Source organism: Anaerocolumna sp. MB42-C2 (assembly GCF_030913705.1).
In the GTDB taxonomy this organism is placed as follows: Bacteria; Bacillota; Clostridia; order Lachnospirales; family Lachnospiraceae; genus Anaerocolumna.
Genome location: NZ_CP133190.1, coordinates 3,939,400 through 3,961,921 on the forward strand (window position 1 = coordinate 3,939,400; position 22,522 = coordinate 3,961,921).

The window sequence follows — 22,522 nt, forward strand, 5'->3', positions numbered from 1 at the left end:
TCATTACATATCATTAAAATTATGTATGGTTTAGCGAATAATATTTCCACCATTATGGCAATACTCAAAAATAATATTTCCCCTCAAAGCATCGTACTACGGTAAAAGCACCTGAGTAATCTCGAAAGGAAAGATGAATTGGTTAGAATGTGCGGCTGTTTTGTAGAAATACGCGCCGGTGCCAAAGAAATTAACGAGTGGAAACTGGTTCGGATTTGACTCCACGGTTAATCTGGAGATAGTAAATATATAATGATAGGAGATGATGGTATGGATTATAGCTGGATATGGGAAACTTTTTTGATTTTCGTATCAGGAAAGATTATATTGAGAATAGGTGGAAGAAAATCGATATCTCAGATGACCATAACTCAAACAATTGTTATGATCGGTATTGGTTCATTATTAATACAGCCAATCGCAGAAAAGAATGTCCTGGTGACATTATTAGTAGCATTGGAGTTTACATTGCTTATGGTTATTTCTGAATATTTAGAAATCAAATTTGATGCATTTGAAACATTTTCTTCCGGTAAAGCGGTTATCATAATTGAAAATGGTATACTAAATTTAAAAAACATGAAAAAACTCCGACTCACTACAGACCGCCTGGAAACCCGCCTGCGCCAAAATGGCGTATCCTCTATAGAAGATGTTAAAACAGCAACGATTGAAGTAAGCGGGCAGATAGGATATGAGCTTAAGGATGATAAAAAACCAATCACAAAAGAAGATTTTGTCACAATGATGGCTGAAGTAACGGAATTGAAAAATTTAATGAAGGGTTATCAGAATACTAAAAATAAATCAAATAATAATATTTTTGATGAGATTCAACAAAAGAATCACGAAGGTAAAGCTGAACCCTAAAACTTCTGATTTAAAAAAAGACAGGCAAAGCAATGATAATAAGCACCACCAATATATAAGAAGGAAAGTAGGATAATCCCTACGTTTTATTATATTCCGGAATAGATATATAAATAAAAATTTAGTAAAAAGCCCCCGGACCTAAGGGACACCGGAGGACAAAATGACACATTTATTACAATGCATAATAGGCTAATAAATTAAAGACAATATGATATTTTGGGCATAGTCACCGAATTTTTCGCCGAACAGATTAAAACCACCGATATATGTTGCATCCGGTTTGTTGCCGATGCGTATGTCTATAGAGTTACTTTCTGCCAGGTTCAGATCCCTGATGCAGGTTGGAGAAGCTACCGCAATATCTTAGCCATAGTTAGCCCCTTTCCCGATTTGACGGTTTTCTGGTGTAGAATATTTTTAGATTATTATAACAATTACCACAAAAACTGTCCACTATTCAGCACAGAAAAAGAAAGGCAACCTTTGATTAAAACATAAAATAAGTTATAAATTATAAAATAACGAAAAAACTGTAGTAAAATGGATAAATTTACTAAAAGTATGTTATGTTCTCAATGAGCATTGATTAAATACAACAAAGATGCTATATTTGTATTGCAATTAAAACATAATTAATGTTTTAAAGAAACGGAAATTGTAATACGGACACATTTGACACAGTAATAGAAAATTAGATATCTAATTAGGAGGATTTATGGGAATCAAAAATGGGAAAGGCAGGATAATATTACTATTGGCTCTATTTCTATGTTTCACATCTGGGTGCAGAAAAAAAGAAGATTGGTCAAAGTATAGCACACTGCAGTTGTTTCAAGCGGACCCTACCATATTTTATGAAAAAGGGACTTATTATCTTTATGGTACGAATGAGACGGATGCATCTCAGGGGTTTCATGTTTTTACATCTGGAGATCTTGTACATTGGACAAACACAGAGAATAGCAGCTTAGCGTTAAAAAAAGGAACTTCTTTCGGAAACGGCGGTTTTTGGGCACCACAGGTCTTTTTTTATAAGAATTTATATTATATGGCATACACTGCAGATGAGCAAATAGCTATAGCAGAAAGTAAAAGTCCCTTGGGGCCATTTACTCAATCAGACTTAAAGCCGTTATTTCAAGGAATGTCCTATAAAACCATTGACCCCTATGTATTCTTTGACGATGACGGACAGATTTATTTGTACTTTGTGAAGCAAAACGGTGGGAATAATATCTATGTGGTGAAGATGAAAGATGACCTGTCCGGCATTGGGGAGGGGGATCAAATAGCCTGTATCACTGCAACCGAACCTTGGGAAAATACAGAGAAAACCTCCTGGCCGGTAACGGAGGGGCCAACAGTGATAAAAAAGGACGGTACCTATTATCTGTTCTATTCTGCCAACGATTTTAGAAATCCTGATTATGCTGTGGGTTATGCAACCAGCAAGAGCCCCCTTGGACCCTGGGATAAGAGGGAGGGACCGATAATAAGCAGAGATAATATAGGCGAAAATGGTACAGGACACGGAGATATCGTTGCCGGAAAAGATAAGCAGTTATATTATGTATTACATACTCACAGTAATAACGTTACTGCTACACCGAGAAAGACCGCAATCGTAAAGCTTAATTATGAGTTACAAAAGGATGGTGTCGGTGTATTCAGCGTTAATAAGAATAGCTTTAGCTATCTTAAACAATATAAGAAGTAAACGCAAGACATAAAATATCCATTGGTGGCGGCCTAATATATAACATATTTAAGAATGAGGATTATTTATAAACATTGGAGGAAATTATGCATTTAGGAAGTGTTTATCTGATAGTAAAAGATTTTAATAAATCTATTAATTTCTATGAAAAACTACTTGAAATGAAAGTTTCAAAACAAAATATGGATAGATTTGCCATGTTTGATTTTGAAGGAAAATGTATTGCAATTATGAGTGGCTATTTTGATACCCTTAATTCTAACAAGGTTGTACATAAGGGAGAATATAACCCATACTTTGACGATTTAAAACGAATAGCAGAAATGCCGAATTCAAGGAAAGTTGTTTTAAACTTTTGGGATGAAGATTTGAGACAAGAATATATGCGTGTAAAGCAATTAAATATTTCTGATAAAATTACAAAGATAAAATATGTATGCAATGCATGCCCGTATTATTATTTTCAAATGACAGACCCCGATGGGAATATAATAGAGGTAACTGGAGAATACACACCAGAAGAAGGCGAATTTTGTGAATGACATTATGGAATAATATGAATCAGTTATTGGGTAATATCGGGAGAGATTTGCTTGAGCCGGCTAGTTATATCCCTTATGGGATTTTAATGGGAGGTTTCTTTATATTACTTTGCATCCTCTGGAGCAGAGGACGTTCTCAAGTGGATAAAGCGGTATTACAAAAGAAGAAATGGATACTATTCCTTTGTATTGTCTACAGTACCGTATTATTAAATCTGGCGCTCTTATCCAGGGAACCTGGTTCAAGACAGGGTATAGAGCTTGGTTTGTTTGCGACTTGGGGGAATACTATGACATCCCATGCTTATTTTATCGAGAATATATTGATGTTCCTGCCATTTGGTATGCTATTTCCTCTTGCTTTTCATAAGCTGCAGAAGTTACAGGTCTGTTTGATGGTGGGATTACTTTCCAGTCTCTTCTTGGAATTTCTGCAACTGCTGACTCAAAGGGGTTTCTGTCAGTTAGATGATGTGGTAACGAATACATTCGGAACGGTATTGGGATGGTGTATTTATAAAATATCTCGGCTAAAAAGCTGACCCGTTCCAAGATAAGAATTATCTGAGGGTTGTTAGGTCAAATTGAAAAAGGTATTTTTCGTATTCGACTGCTGGTGTGAGAACAGAGAATTTTTATTTTTCAAGAGCAAATTTTAAAATAAAATAAGTTTTTAAGTGTAAAAATGAGTCTTTTAAGTGTAAAGGCTCATTTTTTATGTTTTTTATGGTATTTTTCTTGCTGTAATTAATAGGAAGGTCTATCTGCATTTCATCGTAAAGGAGAGTGATATTATGGAACATCGTCGGCGCAGGCAGGAGGATAGACTCCTTTCCTGGTACTGCCAAAGTGCCGATTTTCATTTGGACAAGCCCCGCTTTTTGGAAGTGGGTGTATGCTACTGGCCGAAGAAGACAGTAATCTAGGGGGAGAAACAGAATGAGAAAAAGCAGTGGCATTGGTGATGCTGCCACATTGTACGAAAAAAGGAGGAAAAAAAGAATGAAACATAACAGATTCATTGCATATGTAATTATGTTATCACTAATAATTACATTGGTTGGCATTCAGCCGAAGGAAGTCTATGCAGCTAATACAGCGGCAGTGCTTGGCGGACAGCGGACGAAAGGATGCCTTCAAATCAACGTAGCAAATGGAAATATTGATGTATACCGTTATGATGGAGCTTCGTTTGTGAGGCAATATTATACGGCGGCAGATGCCATATTGGATGTAAACGGAAGCTTATATGCGCTGGGAACTTATTTTAATCGCAATAAACAAATGCCTATTGCCGATCAGGTTGCGGATGAACATTCCGTGATTACGACCTGGAGAACTTCAAGTTTTGAACTGAGACAGACAGTAACGCTTCCTTCTGATACTGCACAGTATATCCAACTTGAATGGTCGGTAAAAAATATCGGAAGTACGTCTATGACGAATCTTCATTTCTTAAGAGGAGAAGATACTTTTCTGGCCGGAGGTGATAATGGTGCAGGATACTGGGAAGGTGCAACGAATTCCATTGGCGTCTCTAAGGTAGTAAATGGAGTTACGCAACGTCTTTACATGCAGGGAATTACAATTCCCAACAGTTATATGTCAACATATTATGGGTCGGTTCAAGCTGATGTTGGTAACGGTAGTGTGTTAAATAAAGAAATTAATCCTTATGAAAGTACAGATAACGGATATGCTCTGGAATGGAAAAATGATAGACTGAATTCCGATGAAACCTGGACAATCAGAGCAAATGAATGTTTTGTAAGCTCGGCTGTACTTGCAAGCGGTACCTCAGCAGTAACTTGCGCATCCGGAGCAGCGATTACGGTAGGATATACCGTTAATAACAGCAGTGCCATTCCCCAGCCGGTCAGCTATTCGGTGGAAGGCCCGGAAGGATGGACAGTTGAGCCGGATATTACAAGCGATGTCATAGCTCCGAATTCGCAGGGAGCGGTTAATGTTACGGTAACACCGCAACCGGACGCCCCTAACGGAACATATAATATTATTTTAAATGTTACGACACAGGATTCCACTTCCCAGTCGATCAGTACGGTAACAATCGCAGAACCTTTGGTTGCACCGGCTGTCACGGTAGATGATATTAATAATGAATTAATTGGTGCGGACAGTACCATGGAATATTCTACGGATGGAGGAACTGACTGGATTTCCTATAATAGCAGTAATCCGCCGGTATTTAGCGGGAATCAAACTGTTCAGGTAAGAGTTAAAGCAACAGCGATGAGTCCGGCAAGCGAAAGTACAACCGTAAGCTTTACCCAGCCTGCTGCACCGAATCTTACAGTAAATGATGATAATAATACCATTGTAGGAATCAATGATACCATGGAATATTCCACGGATGGAGGAACTGACTGGATTTCCTATGATAGCAGTAACCCTCCGGTATTTAGCGGAAATCAGACTGTTAAGGTAAGAGTTAAGGCAACAGCGGAAAGTGATGCCAGTGCCGCCGCAATTTTTAGATTTCATGGCGCAGTTGCTGTTGATGATGTCAATAATGAATTAGTTAATGTAGATTCCAGTATGGAATATTCTACGGATAATGGAGTAAGCTGGACCTCTTATGATACAGAGAATGCACCCACCTTTGCCGACGGTACTACTGTTCTTGTGAGAATAAAAGCAGGAGATTCTGTAGCAATCGATTTTACGGAGCAGGTGGTAACGGGAACATCGGTTTCAGTTGTTAGCGGCTCAGCTATTATGATATCAGGAACATCGGTTTCTGTAGTCAGTGGTTCCGCTGTGGAGGTGTTAACAGGGTCAGCACTTGCGGTTGATTTCTTAGGTCACAAAATGGCAGCAACCGATGATACCATGGAATATTCAGAGGACAATGGAAGCAGTTGGAATGATTGTGCCAAAGCTGCCGAGATCAATGTGACAGAGGGTGCAGCTATTCTGGTGCGTAAAAAGGCAGGCAGTATTCGAACAGTGACCTTTGCAGCTACAGATAATCCGACGAATCCTTCCACGCCTCCCGCGCCTTCTGTGCGTATAGACGATCAAAACAATAGGATCATAGGTGCAGACAGTACCATGGAATATTCCATAGACGGAGGAGCAACCTGGATTACCTATAATGAAACGAATCCGCCTGTATTTACAGGTACCGTGGAGGTTAAAATCCGGGTAAAAGCAAGAGGAGGTAATCCGGCCGGCGATATTACTACCTTATATTTTCACACTAATACAAAAACGTCCGGAAGTACCAATAATGGTAAATCTGATGAAAAACCAAAGCGGCAGGTAGAGGTATCCTTGGATTCTGTTCCGGCAGCTTCCATAGACATCATCAGAACAGAAGATAATAAGAAAGCAGTAGATTCTGTAATCGTGGATAAGAAAACAGTTGAAGAAATATTGAATAACAGGAAGAATACTGCTGATAATATTATAATTTATATTAATGACGATGAATTAAATCCAGCTGAAGAAATTCATTTCAATATTAAAGCAGATGCTTTAAAAATGATAGCGGGCGCAGACTTAAATGTTGAAATTAAATCAGATGATGTAACGATTATGTTGTCTAAGGATGGATTGCAGAATCTGGCAAATCAGAATAAAGATCTGTACTTCTATGTGATACCGATTAAAGACAGCGTTGTAAAAGAAGAGGCAATAAAAGATACCTTATCTTCTGAAATGGTTAAGAAATATGCGAAGTTTAGAACCATTGGTGTCTTCGGTACACCAATGACCATTGACACGAATTATGAGAATCAGAAAACCGATGTTGTGTTTTCAGCAAGGAATATAACTCTTCCGGAGGATCCGGCATTAAAAGAAAAAGTACTGAGTAATCTGGCGGTCTATGTTAAACATAGTGACGGTGAGAAAGAAATACTACCTGGAACATTGCTATATAATGTGGATGGAAGTCTATCCGGTGTTAAGGTTACCATTAATAAGTTCAGCACATTTAATTTCATAAGTACAATTAACTCTGCTCCAAGTATTTCAAAACTGGCAATCAAGTCGGCAGATAAGTCAGAGAACAAATTAGTAGTAACTTATTCCTATAAGGATGCAGATCAGGATAAGGAGGGAAAAACAAAATATCAGTGGTATTATGCAGATAATAAAGCTGGTAAGAACAAATTAAAAATCGCTTCTGCTAATAAGAGAAGTTATGTAATTACCCAGAAGGTTCGGGGAAAATATTTAATTTGTAAAGTAGTACCTTTAGCCAAAGAAGGAGTTTTAACAGGAAAAAGTTATACGGCAGTAAAGTTTGTTCCGTTACAAAAGACGGAGAAGAAACCTGCTAAGGTGACAGTTAAGAAAGCTGATAAATCGATAGTGAAAGCTCCGGCTTCAAAAAGTGGAGCCATGGTAAAGCTTGGATTGATCGGTAGTAAAAAGTACGCCGAGGAATTAAGTGATATTTTCAAGAATAAGTATCAGGCAATTAATGCCAAAGTAGTACAGGAAGGCCGCTATTACAGGGTGTCTGCAGAATTTTTAAATAAAACCCTGGCAGAAGAGGCTTGTCAGCAGATGAAAAATAATAATTATATCGTGAATTATTCTATTTCAGGAATTAAATAGAATTATTTAAATCAAGTAAGCCGGAGGTCGTAAGATCTCCGGCTTTTGGTTGTGAGTCAAACATTTGCTGGAAGATCGGAAGCATTGCCGTTTGACATAAATCCAGAATAATAGTATAATAATTATACAAGAGGAAAACATTTACAAAACATAATAACGGATTGGACAAGCTTTTCCTCATCATTGGCAGATGTTTACTGTTAGATGAGATACCGATACCGGTAATATATGCGATAATATGAGAATAATATATAGAAAATAGTTCATTCTTAATAAAATATTTACAGGAAGGTCACTCATATGCCATCAAAAACTCCTGGTGTTATTCAGTTAGAAGCGTTTCATGGTACAGATAAGAAGTTTGTATCAGGAATTATTAAGGATAAGTTTATTTATAAGCAGAATGATGAACACTGGCTTGGAAATGGGGCATATTTTTTCGCTGATTATTCCCTGGCAGAATGGTGGACAACAAATCCTACCAGTAAGTTTGGAGTTCAGGTTAAGGACAGAGCAATCATACGATGTGAAATTACGGTGCAAGAGGATGCAGTTATGGATCTCCGTAAATTATCCCACTTTAACCAGTTTGTTGATACCTACCGAGAGGAGTTTCATCCCCTGTTAATGTCCGGCAGGATCGTATGCAAAGGTGTAGATCCTGATCATATAGACAAGGATAATAAGGCAGCTACGAATAAAATTCGTTGTTTTTATTGTGATTATCTGAAATATAGATTTCCGTTAAAAATGATTATAGGGAATTTTTACAAACCGGATCAACCTTATTTACCTACAGAATATGGGGAACTATTTCAAAAGTTTGACATAACTTATATTGAAACCCAAATGTGTGTATTTGACCAGACAGTAATAATAGACAAAGAAGAAATAGCTTTATAGAATGGAGATGATATTATGTTGAAGAAAAGTGGACTTTCAATAAATGAAGCCTTTGAAAAAGCTTGCATTGATAATGACATAATATATCATAGATCAGATGATAATGCAGAGATTGATCCAATTACATTAGTAGACAGGGAAGGCAATTCATTTAAGATGAGTCAGGACTTGGCAGTAATAGATCTTCCCAGCGAGGACAGTATTGTGAAAGAGCAGTCCATAGATAGATTTAATACTGCGGTAAAGAAAGTTCAACATAGTATAGCGCGATTTCATCCTCTTAATGTAAAAACAAAGGATGGAACGGATATTGTTTTGGTAGCATTAGAACCGCGGCTGAATAACCCAATTTATAAGAATTATACGGTTGGTGATACTGTTTATGCAGTTCCTTATTTTTCTACAGGGAATAATGGGGCAGTGATTGAGGCGGCTGACCAATTTTCCGGTGAAAGCAGTGATATCGCACCGGATCAGAGTATAGCAGAAACTAAGCCACGTAATATAAAAAGCCAGGCAAAAAGCAATAATACGCTGCATAAAAGGACCCAAAGCAGAAAAAATAAATAAGGTGTAATTACCGCCTTGAATAAAAAGAGGGAATATTAGACTTGAATCCAACGAAATGAACCGGCTGAGCTTACCAAATAATCTCAGCCGGTTTTGTTTGCTATACTAAATTGCATACATAATATATTCAGTAGGAAATATGGGCGACCCGTAATAACGCATATAAAAATGATAGGAGGGGTCAGCTTCGTAAATAATTCGGGGCAGTTTCCAGATGTCTTTGTGATTATGATATACACTTAATGCAAGTTTAGGATGAGTTTCCTTGATTTTTGCCAAACAGCCCAAAAGAGCTGCCTCTTCTCCTCCTTCTATGTCCATCTTTATAAAGGTTACATTTTCTTCTATATCATCATCGATTTTTACGATGGGAACAGCAATATCTCCGCTTTCAGAAAGCTGGCTTACAGATGAAATCACATTATTAGAAAGGTACAGCGTGCCATCTCTGTCACTGGCACCTTTTTTTCTTATTATTACATTATCAAGATGAAAAAGTTCAATATTTTTTTCAATATATTCAATATTGGCTGGTACTATTTCATAGCAGTAGATCCTTTTATAACAGTTTTGACCAAAGGTCTGCGAATATTTAACCAAGGTATCACCTATATATCCTCCGATATCCACAAAAACCTCATTATTATTGCATTTTACTATATCAAGGTCAAAATACTGGTTAAATGTGCGCTCATGTATTTGTTCTATTTTCTTCGGATCTGACATAAGCCAGTAATAAAGTATATTAATGAGAATCCTTTTTGAACGGTAGTCTTTAAGAATATTATAAAACCATATAAAGTCATCCAGGTGTTCTATAAGGGCATGGGCTCTGTTGTCTGCAAGTTCATAATCTTCTTTCTCCGGGTAATATGTCCCCCACAGCTTGTGTTCATTGATGAAATTAATGGTGTTATTATATAGTAAGCTGTTTGTGTTGCTAAAATGCCTGAGATTTTGTTTGACAGCCTCAGTTATTTGGGGAAGATCTCTTGTCTTTATAAATTCTATAAAACGTTGAAATTCTATATCTATTTGGTTTGGTATACACGAAACGGCAAGGTTACCCTTGTCAGGGTTTTTGGATGTGAAAGCTCTTAATTGAAACGGCATTTCCATCAACCTCCTTATTTTTATATTCTCATTATCATATGAGACTTTAAGAACGGTTGTGTCGATTCACTGCATTTTTAGTTACAGAAAGTGGGGAATGCCGGTCACTTGCAAGTTTAGATAAGGCAAAAGAATGTGGAAAATTACGGTTCACGATATATCCGTATAGAATAATGATAAAATAAAAGCCGTGGTAATAGTATTCAGATTATTTCTTGGATTTCTTATACTCCTGAAGATACTTCAACTGCTCTTCATCTTCAATACAACGGTCATAATTTGACTGATTATTAATCAGACAATATAAAACATATATAATGATAAATGCTGTTAAGCTTGCAATCACAAGCATGATATTCCTCCAATCCGGCTGTTAAGAGAAGATACAATATATACTATTATAATACAAGTAACGATGGTATGCCATGTGCTGAAAGACCTATATTAATTATTACCATCCTGCGTATTAATATACCGGATTACGCTTTATATAAATAAATATAGAAACATATTATAAATAATTCCACATATTATAAATAATCCCCCAAAATATGAATCACTTCTTTCTGACTTTTTAGACCCAATTTTCTGAATATATTCGTCTTTTGATTGGCAATTGTTTTATTTGAAGAATAGATATCAATAGGATTCCCGAGAATTCTCTCCAATATAGTCCTCTCCGCAGAAGTTAACTGGCTGAGAATTAAGGACCGTATCAAATATTCATGAGGAGTATGCCCGGCAGCAGTCTGTTTTATATAAGGCAGAATGGTATCGAATTGGGTTTTGAATAGGTATCCCGATGCAAAGCTATGGATACAGGCATGAATAACGGTATCATAATCTTCAAAGGAAGTCAGGATGATTACTTTTGCGTTGGTTTGCCGGCGTATTTCCATGGAGGTTTCAATTCCGGCCAATTCATTGGAGGAAAGGTTTAAATCCATTAACACAATATCCGGTTGCACCTCACAGGCAAGACGTATCCCATCGGTTTTGTTGGTGGCATAACCGAGGCAGGAAAAAGTAGAATCTTTATGTAATAGCTGCTGTAATAAAAACACAAAATCCAAATCATTCTCTATAAGAATTACCTTAATATTTTTCTCCATAATAACCTCTCTATACGATACGTAATAATAGCTGACTCATAATTCACAGGTTTAAATTTAATTCAATTTAACTTTAATACACTTATCATTCCATCGGAAGATAAAGCGAAAACGTACTTCCCTTTCCCTCTTCTGTCTGTATATCGATATACCCCTTATGTTTATTCATTACATTATAACAATAAGATAAACCCAGTCCAAAGTGGCAATTTGTTTTTTTGGTAGTAAAATAAGGATGAAAAAGCTTATGAATATGCTCTTTTTTAATTCCCGTTCCCTCATCTGTAATGGAGATGGTTAACATGCGGTTGCGTTTGTTTTTATAACATTTTATTGAGATAGTACCCCGGTTATTCATAGCGTCCGCAGCATTTAATAATAAGTTGTTTAACACCTCTGACATGTGAGCCGTGTCACAGTTTATGAACTGATTTTCCTCACAGTCGATCTGACAATCGATTCCGCCTCCCGTAGTTTTCTTTATGGATAAAACAGAATCCGTAATCAGTTTTAACAAGGGCACGGTTTCTTTTCTCAATATAATATCATCGGAGTAGATCTGCGTCTTTTTTACAAATTGCTTTAGATGATTGGCAGACCGTTCAATAATAGCCAGTTCCTCCGGTGGGGAATCTTGATAAGTCTGGGACAGGTTATTAAGACACCATTCGATTTTAGCTATTTCGTTTTTTAGGATATGGCTTGTGTAAGAAGCCCCTTTGCTTGCGACTTTCATATCGGAATCCCATTGATAATTCTGGGATTGCAGCCTTAGTCCCATAATTCCTTCTTTAAAAGCAAGAACGATATAGAACAGGATGGAGACTGATAAGATAAAAGCATTTTGTTTCCATATCTTAAATAAGGCAGTGATTTGCAAACTATGTATTACGAAAATAGTGATTAACCAATACCACACAGGCGGAAGTATAATCAGACTGATCAGCTTTTTCTGACGTTTCTGTAAGGGTGATTCGGCTCGGTGGATAGAACCGATCATAAAGATTGTCATAAGGATACCAAAAGTTATATTGTAGACAGTTACCACATACCAGAATATACGGCTGTTATGCTGATAATAGCTGGTTTTGGCCGGATTATAGATCAGGAAAAGTATGATGCCGGGAAGAAAGCAGAAGTTTCTGATTTCATGAAATAATTTGATATTTTTCCGGTGAAAAGAAGAGAAATATAAAGCAAAGATAAGACTGCAGGGCATAACAAGGTTATACAAAATTGCTGTCATTACGGAATATAAGTTCTCCAGAAGGTTCTTGTTAATAACAGGGAATCTGTCTGAAAGGACAGGAGATAAATCATAGTAGATATATTCTTTGAAAGTACCGAAGCTGAAAATAAAAATTGTAATCGCGCACCATTGATTTATTTTATTGTTTTTAGCAGAGAAATAAATCAATAACATAAATGCCCAAAGCAGTGATGTAAATATCATAATCGACACCTCTTAAGTTGTTAATCCTTTATTTATTATAGTAGAAAATGTCATAAAATGGAATAGCTTTCTGTTAAAATATTGTAAATTCTTAACTTTATTTTAAGAATCATATACATAGAAGTTTATAGAATTAAGATCATTTTTTGCTGTAATTTATAATATATACTCCTATAATATATAGGAACAATTAATCTCCTTTTTGTGATAAAATTATATAAATGTAAAAATGAGGAAAACAGTAAGCACCTGTTAATGACTATTGCTGTATGTATATTCGATAATTATGTCACCTCCTACAAACATAATAAATTATGCCGGTTATTAAACCGGAATATAGATATGTCTATAATCATTTACAGGTCTTCTGATACACTTTTATTGTATTAAAACAATATAAATAAAAAATTTACCATATCTGTAATTATATGTATAAAATTCTTGCAATAATTGTATAATTATACCAATATTCTGCGTAATTTTCGAAAATCTTAGTACATTTTCTTGTATAATCTCATAATTTGTTATATAATGTAAGTAATAATCATCGTTAAATAATGTAAACACAAGTAATTATTTCCTTGTTTTTTAGTCAATTTTGCTATAAGAAAGGAATCTCATAAGATGATGATAAAAAAACTTAAGACTTATATAATAATTACTTTTATTCTTTATTTTCTATATGTGATTTCCGCCATCTTAAGGTTTGATAATTGGGCCAATATATTATCTCCCTTTGTGGGTTTCCTTTCTTTTGTTGTAATTATAAGAAATTATCAGGACATCAGAAGAAAGAGAAGGGATTCTTATAAATTCATATGGTTATTATTCGGACATGCCTGCATATCCTGGGCTATGGCAGATATGTTGTGGGCATTTTATTATTATATGCCGTTTTTTACTCCGGAGAAAAGTATTCTTCTTACCTGCCTTTATACCTTACCTAATATTTTTATCTGTGCTGCCGTAGTTTTATATGGATATCATCTCATGAAAAAATGGAACAGCCTCCAGCTCTTACTGGATTCCTGCTCCATTGCTCTCTCTCTAATTTTTTTATTTTGGATTATTTATTTTCATAAGGATTTGAATCTATATCAGATTTTATCCAATGATCGTATCATTAATTTTGTAAATATAAACATAGATATTATTATGATCGTCAGTATAAGTATATGGTACATATCGGTGCGAAAGGGGAAGATACCGGTGCACTTAAAGGTAATAGCCTGCACAAGCTTAATGTTTTGCCTTATTGATCTGCAATATTACCACATTTATTTTAGTCATACGTATAACCCGAATTCCATGATTGACATTATTTACCTGGGGAGTTTTGCAGGAATCAGTGCAGGTGCTTTTCTTGAGTTTAAATACAGGAATTCAGATACGAAAAGTACAGGATTAGAACTGGTTTATAACGTTGGTTTTACCAGGAAACATCTGTTGTTACTGGTCTGCCCGGTGTTGGCTTTCGCCTATGAGGGTTTTATCATCCGGGACTTACTTTTCTTCCTTACAATTATCATAATTCATCATATATTAGGAAATTACGTTAAGTTATATATTGATAATGAGCAACTTCTTATTAAAGAGAAGAAAATGAATCAGATTCTGGAGGAAAAAATAGAGGAGAGAACAAAAGAGATTATTGAAAAAAACAAACAATTAGAAGATAAAAATGAAGAGCTTAATTTCTTGTCGAAACAGGATACGGTTACTGCGCTTTATAATAGACGTTATTTCCTGGAGTCACTGGAAGAGAAACTTAAGACCATAGGTGAGAGGGAAACTCTTGCCATTATTTTTATCGATATAGACCGGTTTAAAACTATTAATGATATGTACGGCCATCACATAGGAGATAAAGTTCTAATTGAGATTGCAAAACGTTTACAATCTTTCTCAGGGGAACATTCATTTTTGGCCAGATTAGGCGGGGATGAGTTTGTTATGTGTTTCCATGGCAGATATGGTTATGCCAATATGGAACGTATATCCAATGATATAATAAATAAATGCAGTAAAGAATTAGAAGTGGAACAATATGTATTTCATTTAACCGTAAGTATTGGTATCTCCATTTATCCTTCCGATGCTAAGGACAGAAGTACTCTTATGAGAAATGCAGATATTGCTATGTATCAGGCGAAGTTGTTAGGCAAGAACCGTTGTGTCTCCTTCGATTTAAAATATATCGAGAAGTTAAGCCGCAAAAGTGATATAGAATATCATTTAAAAAGATTACAGTATGAGGAGGAACTTCAGGTTTATTATCAGCCTCAGTTTCGAATTACGGATAAAAAATTAATAGGTGCCGAAGCTCTCTTGCGGTGGAATAATAAGGAACTGGGATGGGTTACGCCATCCGAGTTTATACCTGTTGCGGAAGAGTTAAACATAATCAGTTCCATTGGTGAGTGGGTTATGGAGAAGGCGGTGAAACAAATCGGTTTATGGAATCGGACCTATGACTCCAGGTTAAAAATGGGGATTAATGTTTCACCGAAGCAATTGGATCATAAAACCTTTGTGCCAAACCTTAAGAAAGTCATGGAAGAGAGTTCGGTACCCTCAGAAGCTATTGATATCGAAATAACGGAGAGTTTAGCAATCGAGGGGGAAGAACGGATTGAACAGATCGAGTCCATCTTCCATAGTCTTGGGATCTCCATCTCCATAGATGATTTTGGCACCGGATATTCTTCGCTTAGCTACCTGAAGTTTTTCCCGTTTGAGCGGATCAAAATAGCAAAACCGTTAATTGACACCATATCCACAGACCATTATGATCTTCAGATCGTTAAAGCAGTTATTATGTTAGCAAAATCCCTTGGAATAAAAACAATAGCGGAGGGAGTGGAGTCTCAGGAACAATTTGATATTCTTGCTGCATTGGGCTGTGATGAGATTCAAGGATATTTCCTTGGCAGACCTGTCCCCTCGGGTCAGTTTGAAGAACTTTTTCTCAAAACTTCTAATACTAAAACGGCCTGTTAAATTCATAGAAGCTTGCAACAACTGATACTTTAGAACATGGTAAATAGTACATAAATTATAAAATTAAAAATTACCGTACAAGCAGTTCAGAATTATATTGCTACATGGTACGGTAATTTTTATTTATATTTATGTGTCAAACGATTGATATATAATATTTACGATGATGTCTGAAAATTATATAAAATTTATGAATATAGTACCGATTGATATAAAAATAACGATATAAATAAGAATATATAAAGAAATAACATGCAGTATGCATAATAAAATAAAATTTATTTAGCGGAAAAAGAACAAAATATATAACAAGCGGTTGACATATATATTATTCAGTGTTAGTATTAAGAAACAATAACAATAACAAAAAGCAATAGCAAGCAGCAATTTACAATAATAATTTACAAACGAAATACATAACCAGGTAGATACATCAATCTGCTATTTTAGGAGGGTGTTTTATGATAAGAAAAGAATTCGAAAGAGTATCACCCGAATCCGTAGGAATTTCCAGCAGGCATATAGAGGAATTGATATCCAGACTTGAAAGTGACCATACCGAAATGCATGGCATTATGATTATGAGATACGGGAAAGTATGTACGGAAGGCTGGTGGAATCCTTATTCTCCGGGTCTTAGACATGGATTGCAGTCATTGACGAAGACCTATGCGGCAACAGCGGTGGGCATTGCCTGTACGGAAGGCCTCCTCTCACTGGATACCAAAATCATTGATATATTTACAGAGGAAGCACCAAAACAACCAGAGGGTAATCTGGAGAATTTAAAAGTAAGAGATGTGCTCTGTATGGGCTGCGGTATGGAAGAGATGCCGAAAGCCACGAAAAACTGGATCCGGGATTTTCTGCATATACCGGTGAAGCATACACCGGGAACAACATTTATGTATAACAGTATGGGTTCCAGTCTGCTTGGAGCTATTGTACGAAAGTTAACCGGACTTGGGTTACAGGATTATCTAAAGCCCAGACTGTTGGATAAAATCGGCATAGATGCGGATAACTTACGCTGGTTTTATCTGCCCGATGGAATGGAAGTCGGCGGGGGAGGGTTATTTGCCACTACGGAAGATAATCTGCGCCTGATGAAACTGTATATGGACGGAGGGGTATGGGAGGGAGAAAGAATCCTGTCCGAGGATTATGTGATAAAAGCAACCTCCTTTCAAAATGCATCTGCTACAGAAGCTTTGGTAAATCCTCCCGCGACAGACAATTTTCTGGGATATGGTTTTCAGATCTGGATGTGCAAGCCGGAAGGAGTCTACCGTGCTGACGGTGCCATGGGACAGTTTGCCATCTGTTGCCCAAGGCAAGACATGATTATTGCTGTAAATGAAACCGCATTCGGTGCGGAGGGAATACAGATGACTCTGGATTATATATGGGAATTTTTGAATAAGATTGACCCGGATATAAAGCAGTTACCGGAAGATAAGTCAGCAGAAGATAAGCTTTCTTACCGAATGTCTCATCTTTCCATCAAAAATCCGGATTATTCGCCTTACCGAAAAGAATTTGAGAAATTCAACGGTTTACGATACATCATATCAGAGGGAAAGCCGGCATGGGAAATAAATATGATGCAGGAAATAGTAGGCGGTGAATTTTCAGACGGAATAAAAGAGTTTGAATTTTACTTTGATAGAACAGGTGTTATGCTGCGGTTTAAGCAGGATGGGGCAGACCATATACTAAGCATTGCAGTGGATGGAAGCCGCTTTTTTAATAAATTATCCGTAAAGGGTAGTGTAGTGGATAAGGTACTAATGAGCGGGTGTTTTATAAGTGAACAGATTTTTTCGATTACGGCAAGATGGCCAGAAACCTGTTTTGAAAAAACCTTGGAGTTTCACTTTAAGGGGGACGATCAGATTTCAATTAAAACTACTACCATGCCTTTTTGCACCACAATTCCAGGAGGTACGTTAAAAGCAAACGATCCGGAATGGGCTTCGGCCAAAACAATGGCTTAATATACAGTAACGAAACAAATTTAAGGAGGAATGAAAATGAAATTAAAAAGATTTGCAGCAGTATTAGTAACCGGTTTACTAATAACTTCTTTAACAGCATGTGGCGGCGGAAAAGGTTCGTCATCCGGTACACAGGCATCGGGGGATGGTAATACACAGGCAGCATCAAACGCAGGCAGCGAAGATTATGATTTCTATATTTTTAATGGGAAAGGTGAATCTGCAGATGCTCTTCAGAAAGCAGCAGATGCTTATAAGGCAGCTACCGGCACAAAAGCTAAAGTATTTTCTTTAGGATCAGGAACAGATAGTACGGAACTTTTAAGAGCAGAGATGAACTCTGATCATATGCCTACGATCTTTACCGTGCAAAACGCACAAAATTTAGTTGAGTGGGTAGAGGGTGGATTTGCCATGGATCTTACCCAGGCAACTGATGAGAACTTTAAGAAGATGGCTGGTGATGTTCCGCAGAATTTCTATTTAACAAGAGATGGTTCCACGAATTACGGTATTCCGTATAACATCGAAGGTTATGGTTATATCGCAGATAAAAACATGCTGGCGGCCCTTTTTGGTGAAGATAAAGTAGAAGATTTTATCGCGTCTTATAAGACAGCAACTTATGCTGAATTTGAAGCTATGGTATTAGCAATTGATGATTATATCAAAAACGGTACTGCAGCTGATATTACCTTAAGCGGAAAAACTTTTACACTGCTTGCCGACAAATCAGAAAAAGCAGCGAAACTAAAAGGCGTATTCTCTGTTGCAGGTGCTGAAAAATGGACTTATGGCGATCACCTTATTAATATAGCAATTGATGCGGTATTTAAAAATTCCCTTGATGTTGCAAATGCAACAAAGGACCAGATCGAAGCAGGCAGAGGAGCATGGGAGGCTTATGCTAAATTACTGGATCTTAAGACATCACATGCGGCTACAGCCAGAGGACCTGAATTAATCAATGCATCTACCAATGGATATGATGCAGCCGTAGCAACCTTTGCAAATGGAGAAGCAGTTTTTATCAAACAGGGTAACTGGTGTTACACCAATATTACCAAAGCAAATCCGGAGATTGGAAGCACTTTAACATTTTTACCGATTAAACTGGATGTTACACAGGAGGATATCAAAGCAGACGGTCTGACCGTTGACCACTTAAACAGCTCGATTCCGGTATTTGTACCGATGTACTATTGTATTAATGCAAAAGCAACAGACAAAGAAAAAGCTGCGGCAGAAGCATTCTTAGCCTGGTTGAATACAACCGAAGAAGGACTTAAGTTCGTAGTGGAAGATATGGCATTCATACCATACAATGCGGATCCGGAAGTAACAAGTGCGGGTTACAGCCTTGGCGATGACATTCTGTCTTATGTTAAAGAAGGACAGACAATTACAGATGCTTATGCAGGACTTCCCTCCGGATGGGCAACCAATGTATTTGGTCTTCAAATGCTTGAAAACTATGTAAATACTGAAAAATGGCCGGATACCGCATATTCTGATATTGCAGACTTTATCATTAACAGCTGGGAAGAAGCAGCCGGTTTGCAATAACATAATTGTAAGTTTAAAACTAAATGCATGATAAGAGGGTGCGTATGTTCAATACACACCCTTTATAAAAAAGGTAATATATTTATAAAGGAGCAGGTGTATGGATAAATATTATAAAAAACGTTTAGTACCTCTTGTACTGCCGGCAGCAATTTTATTTATATTGGTTATTTTACTGCCATTTACAGTAGGTGTTATTTACTCCTTCTGCGGTTGGAGGGGAACCTATTTTGTGGGTGGAGAACATTTTTGGGATGCTTTTGTGGGTTTTAAAAACTATGCCAATGTATTTAAATCGCAAAAATTTATCAATGCTTTTACTTATACCATAGCCTTTACGCTTGTTGCGGTTATATCCATTAATATTGTATCTTTGTTAATGGCGCTTTTATCCACAGCTCTTCATAAAGGTGCAGGTGTATACCGGACAATCTATTTCCTGCCGAATCTCCTTGGCGGGCTGGCACTTGGATATATATGGCAGTTCATTTTTGAAATTGTATTTTCTGAGATTATTTTCAGTGAAAAAGGTTTAATAAGCCTTCCATTCTTTTGCAACATGCTGCAGAATAAATGGAAAGCAATGTTTGCGCTGGTTATTTTAGTTACCTGGCAGATGGCAGGTTATATGATGTTAATTTATACTACGGGGCTTAATAATATACCGAAAGATCTTTCGGAAGCGGCCTCCATAGACGGAGCCGGAGTGGTGCAGAGGTTTAAAAATATAACCATACCAATGCTGATGCCGTCTTTTACTATTGTATTTTTCCTGACCTTATCCAGATGTTTTATGCTGCTGGACCAAAACGTAGCCTTGACCGATGGTAACTTCAGTACAAGACTTCTGGCTACACAGATTTTAAGAACAACCAAAGATACCAATCCACCGGATTACGGTCTTGCACAGGCGCAGGCGGTTATCTTTTTTGTATTAATTGCGGTTGTTTCCCTGACACAGGTAGCTGTTACTAAGAAAAGGGAGGTGGAATTATGATATCCATGAATGGGCGCCATAAATTACTGCAGACGGTGTTACATCTTGTATTGATTATCATGGCGATCAGCACAGTTGCACCTTTAGTATTTTTGATGTTTAACTCCTTTAAATCCAATAATGAGATTGTGGCATCACCGATTGCGCTTCCGAAAGAGTGGAGTTTTGAGTATATAGCAAATGCCATAGATAAAATTAACTTTATCGGTGCATTGGGTGTTACCTTTATGATCACTTTCTGCTCCATTGCTTTGCTGGTGCTGGTGTCGTCTTTCTCGGCATGGGCTATGGTTAGAAGTAAATCGGTTGTCTCCAATATTATGTTTATGTGCTGCACCGCTGCTATGCTCATACCATTCCAGTCTTTAATGTATCCTCTTTTGGATATCTTTGAGAAGCTGGGACTGAAAAACGTCGGCGGGCTGGTTTTAATGTATGGTGGGTTCGGGCTGAGTATGTCAGTTTTTCTATATCACGGATTTATCAAAAGTGTACCGGCCTCTTTGGAGGAAGCGGCGTTTATAGACGGGGCAAATTTATTTCAAATGTTTTTTAAAGTTGAATTCCCTTTATTAAAAGGGACAACGGTTACAGTCATAGTCTTAAACGGTATGTGGATCTGGAACGACTATTTATTGCCTTTCCTTGTAGTCGGTAACAAGGAAGGTTTTAAAACCTTAACGTTGGAATTATATTTTGCCAAGTTAACTTCCGGTCAGTACGGTAATCCGTGGGAATTAATATTTCCAGCGGTATTTATAACAATTATACCGATTATTCTTCTCTATATCGTACTCCAGAAATATATTGTTGCCGGTGTAACGGACGGTGCAATTAAGATGTAAAAGGGGAAATATGATTCGAATATAATTTATATAAAATTAGGTACGTAAAACTGAAGTTGCCAGGGATTTTTGCAAAGTAAAATCCCATCATTGTGGATTGACGAATCTATGAAATCGATGTGATATATGGTATAATTAAGAGGTATCTTAAAACCAGATAAACGATACCATCTGGATGAAATTCCGATATTGTATCAGAAAAATAAATCATCGATTCTATGCTGTGATAAATTGGGGAGGAAAAAATGGCAACTTTAAAGGACGTAGCAAGAGAAACAGAACTGACGGTTAGTACCGTTTCCAGAGTACTTAATAACAGGGGATATATCAGTGAAGAGACCCGTAATAAAGTCTATGCGGCAATGAAAAAACTGAATTACCAGCCGAATGAACTGGCGCGGTCCTTGTCAAAACGAACGACCAACACATTGGGAGTGATTGTTCCGCATCTGGATCATCCTTATTTCTCCAAATTAATCAGTAATCTTGAAGCGGCAGCATACGAATATCATTACAAACTGCTGTTGTTTAATTCCAGGGATAAGAATGAAAAAGAAACAGAGTATCTTGAGATGTGTAAAAGTAACCGTGTAGCAGGTATTATTCTCTGTTCCGGAACCGTAGGGACAGAGGAATTTGAGGAAATCAATGTACCTTTGATTACCATTGAACGTAATCTGGAACATGGAACTGCGACAGTGGAATGCGATAATAAACAGGGTGGAAGAATAGCAGCGGCACATCTTGCCGAATGCGGGTGCAGAAATGTTATTTATATGAGTGGTCTTAAGGATATGAGTATGCCTGCAGATCAGCGTGCAGAGGGATTCGCAGAAGTATGCAAAAAAAAGGGGATTCAGAATACAGAAATTAAAACAGACTCCAAATTATATGCAACACTTGATTATAGAGAATATATTGAGCAGGTATTACTTGACCATCCGCAGACTGACGGTATATTTGCAAGCAGTGATGTAATCGCGGCCCAGGTCATTCAGGTTTGTAAAAGACGGGGAATTGATATTCCAAAGCAGTTGAAACTGATAGGTTTTGATGATGTCAATATTGCTTCCCTTACAACTCCGAGCATTACTACGATAAAACAGCCCATCAGAGAAATGGCATATATGGCCATATCCCTGATTGCATCATCGAATAATAATCAGATTGTACCAAGCAGAACTACTCTTCCGGTAACCTTGGTAAAACGCGAAACAACATAGAAAACAATACAAGGATGGTAT

Annotated in this window: 18 protein-coding genes; 13 read left to right on the forward strand and 5 right to left on the reverse strand. The window is 37.0% G+C overall.

All coding sequences use genetic code 11. From position 1 onward, the window contains the following. The first annotated feature begins 270 nt into the window (after positions 1 to 270). From RBU59_RS17530 to RBU59_RS17545, 4 genes are all read left to right on the forward strand, one after another. Positions 271 to 870, forward strand: coding sequence for a DUF421 domain-containing protein (locus RBU59_RS17530; RefSeq protein ID WP_308143797.1), 600 nt, complete (start codon positions 271 to 273; stop codon positions 868 to 870). Between the two features lie 718 nt (positions 871 to 1,588). Next, entirely contained in the window at positions 1,589 to 2,590 is a 1,002-nt protein-coding gene (locus RBU59_RS17535) for a glycoside hydrolase family 43 protein (RefSeq protein ID WP_308143798.1), read from the forward strand. 86 nt (positions 2,591 to 2,676) lie between these two features. Beyond that, positions 2,677 to 3,132 (forward strand): VOC family protein, encoded by a 456-nt coding sequence (locus tag RBU59_RS17540; RefSeq protein ID WP_308143799.1) that lies wholly within the window; start codon positions 2,677 to 2,679, stop codon positions 3,130 to 3,132. Beyond that, positions 3,129 to 3,674, forward strand: a complete 546-nt coding sequence (locus tag RBU59_RS17545) for a VanZ family protein (protein ID WP_308143800.1) — start codon at positions 3,129 to 3,131, stop codon at positions 3,672 to 3,674. The genes RBU59_RS17540 and RBU59_RS17545 overlap by 4 nt, the downstream gene beginning before the upstream one ends. 93 nt (positions 3,675 to 3,767) lie before the next feature. Here RBU59_RS17545 and RBU59_RS17550 read toward each other — a convergent pair whose 3' ends face one another. Continuing rightward, on the reverse strand, positions 3,768 to 3,995 hold the full coding sequence (locus RBU59_RS17550; RefSeq protein ID WP_308143801.1) for a hypothetical protein: 228 nt from the start codon (positions 3,993 to 3,995) through the stop codon (positions 3,768 to 3,770). Between the two features lie 76 nt (positions 3,996 to 4,071). On the opposite strand from RBU59_RS17550, the gene RBU59_RS17555 reads away from it, so the two are divergent. From RBU59_RS17555 to RBU59_RS17565, 3 genes are all read left to right on the forward strand, one after another. Further along, positions 4,072 to 7,722, forward strand: a complete 3,651-nt coding sequence (locus RBU59_RS17555) for a DUF4073 domain-containing protein (protein WP_308143802.1) — start codon at positions 4,072 to 4,074, stop codon at positions 7,720 to 7,722. 300 nt (positions 7,723 to 8,022) lie between these two features. Further along, a complete protein-coding gene (locus tag RBU59_RS17560) occupies positions 8,023 to 8,625 on the forward strand; it encodes a hypothetical protein (protein ID WP_308143803.1) in 603 nt (200 codons plus the stop codon). A 15-nt stretch (positions 8,626 to 8,640) separates the two neighbouring features. Then, on the forward strand, positions 8,641 to 9,195 hold the full coding sequence (locus tag RBU59_RS17565) for a hypothetical protein (protein ID WP_308143804.1): 555 nt from the start codon (positions 8,641 to 8,643) through the stop codon (positions 9,193 to 9,195). Positions 9,196 to 9,300: 105 nt separating this feature from the next. Here RBU59_RS17565 and RBU59_RS17570 read toward each other — a convergent pair whose 3' ends face one another. The 4 genes from RBU59_RS17570 to RBU59_RS17585 form a co-directional block, all read right to left on the reverse strand. Further along, complete coding sequence (locus RBU59_RS17570) at positions 9,301 to 10,308, reverse strand: FkbM family methyltransferase (protein WP_308143805.1); 1,008 nt, start codon at positions 10,306 to 10,308, stop codon at positions 9,301 to 9,303. 208 nt (positions 10,309 to 10,516) lie between these two features. Next, on the reverse strand, positions 10,517 to 10,660 hold the full coding sequence (locus RBU59_RS17575; protein WP_308143806.1) for a hypothetical protein: 144 nt from the start codon (positions 10,658 to 10,660) through the stop codon (positions 10,517 to 10,519). 178 nt (positions 10,661 to 10,838) lie between these two features. Next, positions 10,839 to 11,420, reverse strand: a complete 582-nt coding sequence (locus tag RBU59_RS17580) for a response regulator (RefSeq protein ID WP_308143807.1) — start codon at positions 11,418 to 11,420, stop codon at positions 10,839 to 10,841. A gap of 85 nt (positions 11,421 to 11,505) precedes the next feature. After that, on the reverse strand, positions 11,506 to 12,873 hold the full coding sequence (locus tag RBU59_RS17585; RefSeq protein WP_308143808.1) for a sensor histidine kinase: 1,368 nt from the start codon (positions 12,871 to 12,873) through the stop codon (positions 11,506 to 11,508). 624 nt (positions 12,874 to 13,497) lie between these two features. Here RBU59_RS17585 and RBU59_RS17590 point away from each other — a divergent pair. The 6 genes from RBU59_RS17590 (at position 13,498) to RBU59_RS17615 (ending at position 22,501) form a co-directional block, all read left to right on the forward strand. Beyond that, entirely contained in the window at positions 13,498 to 15,873 is a 2,376-nt protein-coding gene (locus RBU59_RS17590) for a putative bifunctional diguanylate cyclase/phosphodiesterase (RefSeq protein ID WP_308143809.1), read from the forward strand. A 461-nt stretch (positions 15,874 to 16,334) separates the two neighbouring features. Further along, on the forward strand, positions 16,335 to 17,870 hold the full coding sequence (locus RBU59_RS17595; protein WP_308143810.1) for a serine hydrolase domain-containing protein: 1,536 nt from the start codon (positions 16,335 to 16,337) through the stop codon (positions 17,868 to 17,870). Positions 17,871 to 17,906: 36 nt separating this feature from the next. Further along, positions 17,907 to 19,436 (forward strand): ABC transporter substrate-binding protein, encoded by a 1,530-nt coding sequence (locus RBU59_RS17600; RefSeq protein ID WP_308143811.1) that lies wholly within the window; start codon positions 17,907 to 17,909, stop codon positions 19,434 to 19,436. 100 nt (positions 19,437 to 19,536) lie between these two features. Further along, positions 19,537 to 20,433, forward strand: coding sequence for a carbohydrate ABC transporter permease (locus RBU59_RS17605; RefSeq protein WP_308143812.1), 897 nt, complete (start codon positions 19,537 to 19,539; stop codon positions 20,431 to 20,433). Continuing rightward, a complete protein-coding gene (locus RBU59_RS17610) occupies positions 20,430 to 21,278 on the forward strand; it encodes a carbohydrate ABC transporter permease (protein ID WP_308143813.1) in 849 nt (282 codons plus the stop codon). Before RBU59_RS17605 ends, RBU59_RS17610 begins: the two co-directional genes overlap by 4 nt. 245 nt (positions 21,279 to 21,523) lie before the next feature. Continuing rightward, entirely contained in the window at positions 21,524 to 22,501 is a 978-nt protein-coding gene (locus tag RBU59_RS17615; RefSeq protein WP_308143814.1) for a LacI family DNA-binding transcriptional regulator, read from the forward strand. The last annotated feature ends 21 nt before the right edge of the window (positions 22,502 to 22,522 follow it).